Below are 7,134 nucleotides of genomic sequence, written 5' to 3'. Positions count from 1 at the left end.
CCATTTTTGGTACGTCAACTAATCCCGATCTCTAGATCCAACACTCGCGTTTTGGTGTTTTCTCAGCTAGAGCTAGACCTGTTGCAGGCAAACCTTGCGGACTAGAATATTAATTTTTTTTACTGATTCATTAAATAAATTGTATCAGATGTTTTGAGGATCGAATAGAGAGTTTACGTCCTCAGAATAGAGCAGAATAGTAAAAAACTAGTAACAATCGGCAAAATGCGATTAACAACCGCAGAATCGAGCTATTTTACCTGAAACAAGCTAGAGAAAAGAGATATTTGCCCTAGTCCTGAAGTTTGCTCAACGAGATAAATTACTTTCAATCCCCTCAGCTATCTTCTAAATCGTCAGCCAACTCTAGCTGCTGATACTTAGATTGCTTGCGTTCCTGCCCCAGAAGTTGCGGTAGTTGTTCGACTTGGAAGTATTGATGAAATTTTTCGGTTAATTGAAGTAGGGAGGAGCGAGAATCTGACTGGCGGCGTTTGCGGACGAATCCTTGTTCTACCAATTCTTGAACGTGTTGGTAAGCACTAGAGCCGCGCAGCTCGACGAGTTGATTTTGAGCAATTGGGCTGTGAAGGGCGATCGCTGCTAACGTGCGTAAAGCCCCGACTCCGAGTTCGAGAGGAATTAACCTCTGTACCAAGTTTTGAAAACCAGAGCGCAGTTGCAGACTGTAGCCTGTAGGCGTTTCGACGACCTCTAAGGCGCTGTCGCGACGGGCGTAGTCTTCAATCAGTTCGATCAGTCCTTCTTCAGCCGTAGGGCGATCGCACTGGGCGTATTCGGCAATTTCTGCAACTGATAGCGGTTTGCCTTTTAAGTAAAGGATTGCTTCGATTTGGGTTGATAGTTTGTGGAAAGTCGGGAGTCGGGAGTCGGGAGTCGGTAGGGGCGGGTTGCCAAACCCGCCCGTACGGGAGTCGGGAGTCGGGAGTCGGGAAAGAGCGGTGCGTGGTGAAGCGGGCGGAAGCGGAGGTTTCCTCCGCATTGGAGCCGCGTCGTGGTACGTGGTAAGTGTTTTTTCTCCCTCAGCTCCCTCAGCTCCCTCAGCTTCCTGGGCTCCCTCAGCTCTCTTCTCACCCTCAGCTCCCTCAGCCCCCTCAGCTCTCTTTTTCACTGGTTCGCGATCGCTCACTACTCCCTGCTCCCTGCTCCCTACTCCCTAGTTATGCTACTTGGGGTTGAACTAATTTGTCTGCACCCTGGATGACTTTCGCTGATTCGATTTTGTCACCTGCTTTCAGCTTTTCTAGGACTTCTTTACCCTCGGTAACGTAACCAAAGACAGAGTAGCGCCCGTCTAGTAAGTTACGTCCGGCTGGTGTTAGTTCTGGTTCAAACAAAAAGAAGAAAAATTGGGAAGAACCACCATCGGCTTCAAATTCCGGTCTTGCCATTGCAACTGCACCATAGGCAGAAAAAGGCAATACTGGTTCGTCAGTGTAACGACCAGCTTGCTCTAAGGTTACGCCATATGTAGGTTCCGAATCGCCTTTGACCAGAATTTCTAAAGGAACGGCGCGGTACTTACCCGTATTGGGATCGATAAATCCTTGGTCTTTACCAGGGGGATCGCCTGTTTGCAAAACGTAGGAATCTTCAGCACGGATGAATTCTAATCCGTTGTAGAAGCCCCGTTGAACGAGATCGACAAAATTACCTGCGGTGACGGGGGCGCTGTAGCCGTCTACAACCACAGTAATGTCACCTTTATTGGTGTTAAATGCGATCGTTGCCCGTCCTTTGAGTTGAGGCAAGTTAGAGTATTGAGCGGGGACTTCATAGGGAAATTCTTTGACCATCAACTCTTCTAACTCGCTAACTAAATTGAGTATGTTAGCGCGTTCGACCCAGATATTTTCTTTATCTTTCTTATCTGTTGCTGCTTGAAGTTTGGGAATGCCATCTTTAATTTGAGCAATTATCTTTTCTGCTTGAGGCTGGCGTTCTGCGGGAACGCTACTCAGAATTTTTTCAGGATTAGAGATTGCCCTAGAAGCGCCTTTGAGGTCGTTAGCGATCGCACCCCAACGGCGGTTGGCTCGCAGTTGATTGGCAATATCTTCTAAACTTGCTTGCAGTTGCCTGACGGGTTGGTTGTCAATTGGCAAGGCGTAACGCAACAGAGCTTTACCATCAGTGATGGCATTTCCTGCTGGTAGTGCAGCGTAGGAAGTAGGAGTCCAGGCTGCTGCACTCAGGCTCCAACAAAACGCAATCATGCTAATTGCGATCGAAATATTTTTTAGCCAGCGTTGGCAAAATTTTGTCATGATCTAGCTCTGATAAGGGGTATGCTGCGAGGAATTTTTGCTCTCCATCGCACTGCGGCGATGGCAGGGCGCGGATACGCGCAACGCGATCTTCGCGCATAACTTCGCGCATAACTTAGTGAGACCCGATCGTCATTTTGCCATAGAGAGTGGTGCGTGAAATGCCTAATCCCTCACCCCTAATCTCTAACCCGACACAAAGGAGGTAAAATAGATTGCCGATTGTCCTGCACGATGAGTGAGTCTATTGTTCCATGATTTCTAGTAATGACTTTCGACCAGGCGTAAGTATTGTCCTAGATGGATCTGTTTGGCGGGTGGTGGAATTCCTTCATGTAAAGCCAGGGAAAGGCTCGGCTTTTGTGCGGACAAAGTTAAAAAACGTCCAGTCTGGTAGTGTAGTGGAACGAACCTTCCGTGCTGGTGAAACAGTTCCCCAAGCCAATCTAGAAAAGAGTACGATGCAACATACCTATAAAGACGGGGATGATTTCGTCTTTATGGAGATGGAAACCTACGAGGAGGCGCGGTTGACGGCGGCGCAAATTGGCGATCGCGTCAAGTACCTCAAAGATGGCATGGAAGTGAATGTCGTCCGCTGGGACGAGCAAGTGTTGGAAGTAGAATTGCCTAATTCTGTCGTGCTAGAAGTCGTGCAAACCGATCCTGGCGTGCGCGGTGACACGGCTACGGGTGGTACTAAGCCTGCTGTTGTCGAGACTGGCGCTACTATTATGGTTCCTTTATTTATTTCTCAAGGGGAACGCATTCGGATCGATACCCGTAACGATACTTATCTCGGTCGGGGAGAATGATTGCTTTTAGGAGTCATTTGTCATTTGTCATGTGTCATGAGTGGAATGACCGAGAAGGAGTCAGGAGTCAGGAGCCAGAAGTCAGAATGAATAATGTGCGACTGCTCCTGACTCTTCGGGATCGCAAGCCCCCAAATTTAAATGCGCTCGAAGAACAGAATTCTGAATCTTTATTGAAACCCCAGACGCTCGCGAGAGCGGGGTTACTCCTGACTCCTGACTTCTGGCTTCTTTCATAACAAATGACTGATGACTGATGACAAATGACATTGAAGAGGGATTTGCTGTGTCACTGGATTTAAATGAAATACGTCAACTACTGTTGGCGTTGGATCGAACTGAAATTGAGGAACTCACCCTAAAAACTCAGGAATTTGAACTGACAGTACGTAAGGGTACGGGTAGTCAAAGTGCTGCACCTGCATCCGCTGTAGCAGGAGACAGCAGTAACCTAAGTACAACGGAGTTACACTTCGATTCTGCTAAAATGCCTGCTGGCATGGATTCAGTTTCTCGCCGAGTTGATTCTACTGCGATTAATTCCACCACAGTCTCGATGGCTGCATCAGCACCCATAGAACAAAAGTTTGCGGAAATTCCTTCTCCTATGGTAGGAACTTTTTATCGCGCTCCTGCTCCAGGCGAACCGCCATTTGTAGAAGTTGGCGATCGCATTAGATCCGGTCAAACTGTCTGTATTATCGAGGCGATGAAGCTGATGAACGAAATTGAAGCCGAAGTATCTGGACAAGTCATGGAAATTTTGGTACAAAATGGCGAACCAGTGGAATACGGACAGCCACTGATGCGCATAAACCCCGATTAATGGTTAACTACTTTAATTACCAGTTAACTATTTGGCATCACTGCCAACTATCTTGCGACATCTTTCTACGGGTCAGTTCTAATGAAATTAACCAAGCCTGTACCTCCAGAGGTCATGCAACAAGTAGCAGAGTATTTCAGCTTGTTAAGCGAACCAATGCGCCTACGGCTGCTCAGCCTGTTACGCGATGGTGAAAAGTGCGTTCAAGAATTGGTGGATGCAACTCAGACTAGCCAAGCCAACGTTTCCAAACATTTAAAAATCATGTGGCAGGCAGGCATTCTCAGTCGCCGTAGTGAAGGCACTTCCGCCTACTACCGCGTTGAGGATGACATGATCTTCCAATTATGGAATCTTGTCTGTCATCGACTTGCTACCCGAGTCGAACATCAAGCCCGCCAATTTCGGGTACTCAATGGAAATGGAAAACGTTGAGGGGTTAACTATGCCACAGTTTGCTGCCAGCGATCGCTCGATCGCTGCTAATTTCATAATTCTTATCAAATGTAGCAGGCTAAAGTGTAAAGTTTTCTCCTAAACTTTGGCGCGTCAGCGGTTGCTCTAACTCTAAGCCTTCGCCGCCTAAAACTTCCAGCGGCTCTCCTTCCACCTCAATCCAAACTTTGGCACTTGGATCGAGACTTGTTGCCGTGTAAATCACCTGTGCTACTCGCCCTGTCATAGCAGTACTACCGCCACCAGCGGTGAAATCTTCTGATAAATTGACGTGAATTCCATCTTTCTCCACCTTTAGATCCCGCAGTGTTGTTCCTTGGGGAATGGTAGTACTGACAGATCCATCTTTTGGACCAGAGAGTAAGTTATCGAAAGCAGTTTTTAGAGCAGCCGTAGGCTGTTTTTTAATGTCAGCCGTTGTGGTAGCTGTAGTCGCAACCAGCTGCTGTCGTACTCCACTTCCCTTGAGCCAAAAGACTTCTACCTGTTGTTGTGCGACTGGTGGAGTTTGTGGCTTTGGTGCTTCTTGAATCCCGCTAATTGGTGGCGCAATTGGTCGAGTTGGTTTTTGGTTCGATTGCCAGTGCCACCAAGCTGCGCCGCCTCCTGCTGTCACTGCTACTGCCGCAATTCCTGCAACTAAGCCGCTAACTGGAATTCGGCGATTTTGTTGTTGTTTAACCATAGGGATAGTTCTCCTTGGGTGGACGCGAGATCGGTGAGATGAGGAGGCAAATTAGCAAATTATATATTAGCTGAGTCTATAACTTAGAATTCTGCAATGAAGGATTCTGCAACAAAGAGGAAGACGGATCGACGCGCACAAAAGTCACCAGATCTAATTTTTGGGCTGCTACTTTTAATTGTAAGATTCTCACTTGCAGTCCGTACACTTCCAGGCGACGGAAATCGAGTTCTTGGCTGAGATTCATGGCGATTTCGTCTACGATATTCTGAGCGACTGCTTCTCGATCGACGGTAACTGTTGGTTGAACTAGTTGAATTTGTCGCCCCCCTTTTACCGCTAATCCTGACTCAGCTACAATTGCCAGTGGCTCGTCGTCATCCTCTGCGGCTAGTTGGACTTGAAAGCGCAAACGATTGTTGGCTAGTAGTTCTAGTCGTGGATTGACAAACTTATAGTTAGAGGTAGACTCAGAGCGATCGCCCCCCAACTCTGGAATTACAAATTCTTGGATTTGCGCAATCAAAGTGGGTAAGGCTTGGTTGAGATCTGATTGCTCTAGCAGCAAATGCACTCCTGCATGGAGCGATCGCCGTAATTTGAGCTTTTGCTTTCCTAGACTGCGCGGCTCGACATCAATCGGATCGGTTTCTAGTTCTAACCCAGCAATACGGATATTCTGCTGCTTTAGCCTTAAGCCTCGTCCAGCTAAGCGCACCCTTTCCACCTTCCCTTGTATAAGTTGGTAACTAGGCGCATTGTCTACTCGCACTTCTAGCCGCTCTGCGTGTTGCAATTGAGAGCGAATAGCATTTTCTGCCGTTCGATCTACAACTAACCCTGCCGGAGTCACTAAACCAAGTATGCCAGACAGAAGAATCGTAAAAAATTCCATTATGCGTTCATTTCAAGGCATTTAGGCTATTTTTAAACTGCGATATTAAGTGTCAGACTCAAACTATACTAGGTTTCTGGATTTGTTTAAATTCTTAAGTTTAGCTTAATCAGCGATCGCGGCGCACGACTACCCGCTCTTAGAGGCAGTTTCTTCAGCTCCCAATCGCTCCCTCAGATGGGTGACTCTCTCGCAACTCTCTTCTCCCTGCTCGGGCGCTCCCTAATCCGACATACACAAAGCTAGCTCAAAAGACATTAAATATATTTACAAAAGTTTTAAGCTCTGTTGCAAATTTGCCCGATCTGCTGCCACAGTCGCCAATTCGGGCAAAAGACCGTGATACGATGCATTTTTAGCGATTTGAAGTTTGGGAGAAAAACTTTGACTCTACGGGTTGCTGTCGTTGGTTCGGGTCCAGCAGGTTCCTCCGCCGCAGAAGTCCTAGCCAAAGCTGGCATCGAGACTTACCTAATTGAACGCAAGCTGGATAATGCCAAGCCTTGTGGCGGTGCGATTCCTCTATGCATGGTGAGCGAGTTTGACCTCCCACCAGAAATTATTGACCGTCAGGTACGACGGATGAAGATGATTTCCCCCTCTAACCGCGAGGTGGATATCAATTTGGTTAATGAAGACGAATATATTGGAATGTGTCGCCGCGAAGTGCTGGATGGATTCCTGCGCAATCGGGCGGCGCAGTTGGGCGCAATTTTAATTAATGCCACAGTTCATAAACTTGATTTTCCGACAAATAGTAAAGAACCCTATACCATCCACTATGTAGACCACTCAGAAGGTGGGACGCAAGGTGTTGCCAAAACTCTGAAGGTGGATTTGGTTATCGGTGCGGATGGGGCAAATTCTCGGATTGCTAAAGAAATGGATGCGGGGGACTACAACTTCGCGATCGCATTTCAAGAGCGCATCCGTTTGCCTCAAGATAAAATGGCGTATTACCAAGATATGGCGGAAATGTACGTTGGTAACGACGTTTCTACCGATTTCTACGCTTGGGTATTCCCGAAATACGACCACGTAGCCGTAGGTACGGGGACGATGCAGGTCAACAAAGCCAGCATCAAGCAGCTGCAAGCTGGTATTCGCGCCCGTGCAGCGAGAAAATTGGCTGGGGGTCAAATCATTAAAGTTGAGGCGCACCCCATCCC

The 7,134-nt window shown here is 47.6% G+C and carries 9 protein-coding genes; 4 read left to right on the top strand and 5 right to left on the bottom strand.

The window, feature by feature from the left end; all coding sequences use genetic code 11:
- Positions 1-337: 337 nt before the first annotated feature.
- The 3 genes from scpB to C7Y66_RS31505 all read right to left on the bottom strand — a co-directional run bounded on the left by scpB (position 338) and on the right by C7Y66_RS31505 (position 2,400).
- The gene (gene scpB / locus C7Y66_RS33620) at positions 338-853 is read right to left on the bottom strand and encodes an SMC-Scp complex subunit ScpB (protein WP_041463315.1); all 516 of its coding nucleotides are present in this window, start codon (positions 851-853) and stop codon (positions 338-340) included.
- Positions 854-1,181: 328 nt separating this feature from the next.
- On the bottom strand, positions 1,182-2,288 hold the full coding sequence (locus tag C7Y66_RS29485) for a peptidylprolyl isomerase (protein WP_106548264.1): 1,107 nt from the start codon (positions 2,286-2,288) through the stop codon (positions 1,182-1,184).
- Positions 2,239-2,400 (bottom strand): hypothetical protein, encoded by a 162-nt coding sequence (locus C7Y66_RS31505; protein WP_015155917.1) that lies wholly within the window; start codon positions 2,398-2,400, stop codon positions 2,239-2,241. Before C7Y66_RS31505 ends, C7Y66_RS29485 begins: the two co-directional genes overlap by 50 nt.
- 142 nt (positions 2,401-2,542) lie before the next feature.
- Between C7Y66_RS31505 and efp the strand changes: the two genes are divergently transcribed.
- The 3 genes from efp to C7Y66_RS29465 all read left to right on the top strand — a co-directional run bounded on the left by efp (position 2,543) and on the right by C7Y66_RS29465 (position 4,364).
- Entirely contained in the window at positions 2,543-3,103 is a 561-nt protein-coding gene (gene efp, locus C7Y66_RS29480; protein ID WP_106548263.1) for an elongation factor P, read from the top strand.
- 256 nt (positions 3,104-3,359) lie between these two features.
- Positions 3,360-3,929: an acetyl-CoA carboxylase biotin carboxyl carrier protein gene (gene accB, locus C7Y66_RS29470; RefSeq protein ID WP_199197720.1), complete on the top strand. Its 570-nt coding sequence runs from the start codon at positions 3,360-3,362 to the stop codon at positions 3,927-3,929.
- 81 nt (positions 3,930-4,010) lie between these two features.
- The gene (locus C7Y66_RS29465) at positions 4,011-4,364 is read left to right on the top strand and encodes a metalloregulator ArsR/SmtB family transcription factor (RefSeq protein ID WP_015155914.1); all 354 of its coding nucleotides are present in this window, start codon (positions 4,011-4,013) and stop codon (positions 4,362-4,364) included.
- A gap of 79 nt (positions 4,365-4,443) precedes the next feature.
- Here the strand turns inward: C7Y66_RS29465 and C7Y66_RS29460 are convergent, their stop codons facing one another.
- The gene (locus tag C7Y66_RS29460) at positions 4,444-5,070 is read right to left on the bottom strand and encodes a GerMN domain-containing protein (protein WP_106548261.1); all 627 of its coding nucleotides are present in this window, start codon (positions 5,068-5,070) and stop codon (positions 4,444-4,446) included.
- A 76-nt stretch (positions 5,071-5,146) separates the two neighbouring features.
- A complete protein-coding gene (locus C7Y66_RS29455; RefSeq protein WP_106548260.1) occupies positions 5,147-5,965 on the bottom strand; it encodes a DUF2993 domain-containing protein in 819 nt (272 codons plus the stop codon).
- 384 nt (positions 5,966-6,349) lie between these two features.
- On the opposite strand from C7Y66_RS29455, the gene C7Y66_RS29450 reads away from it, so the two are divergent.
- Positions 6,350-7,134, top strand: a 785-nt coding sequence (locus tag C7Y66_RS29450) for an FAD-dependent monooxygenase (protein ID WP_158266026.1), incomplete at its 3' end; no start/stop codon positions are given.

Source organism: Chroococcidiopsis sp. CCALA 051 (assembly GCF_003015105.1).
GTDB lineage: Bacteria > Cyanobacteriota > Cyanobacteriia > Cyanobacteriales > Chroococcidiopsidaceae > Chroococcidiopsis > Chroococcidiopsis thermalis.
Note: the sequence above shows the minus strand (reverse complement) of the source record. Positions and strands in the feature narration are given on the sequence as shown.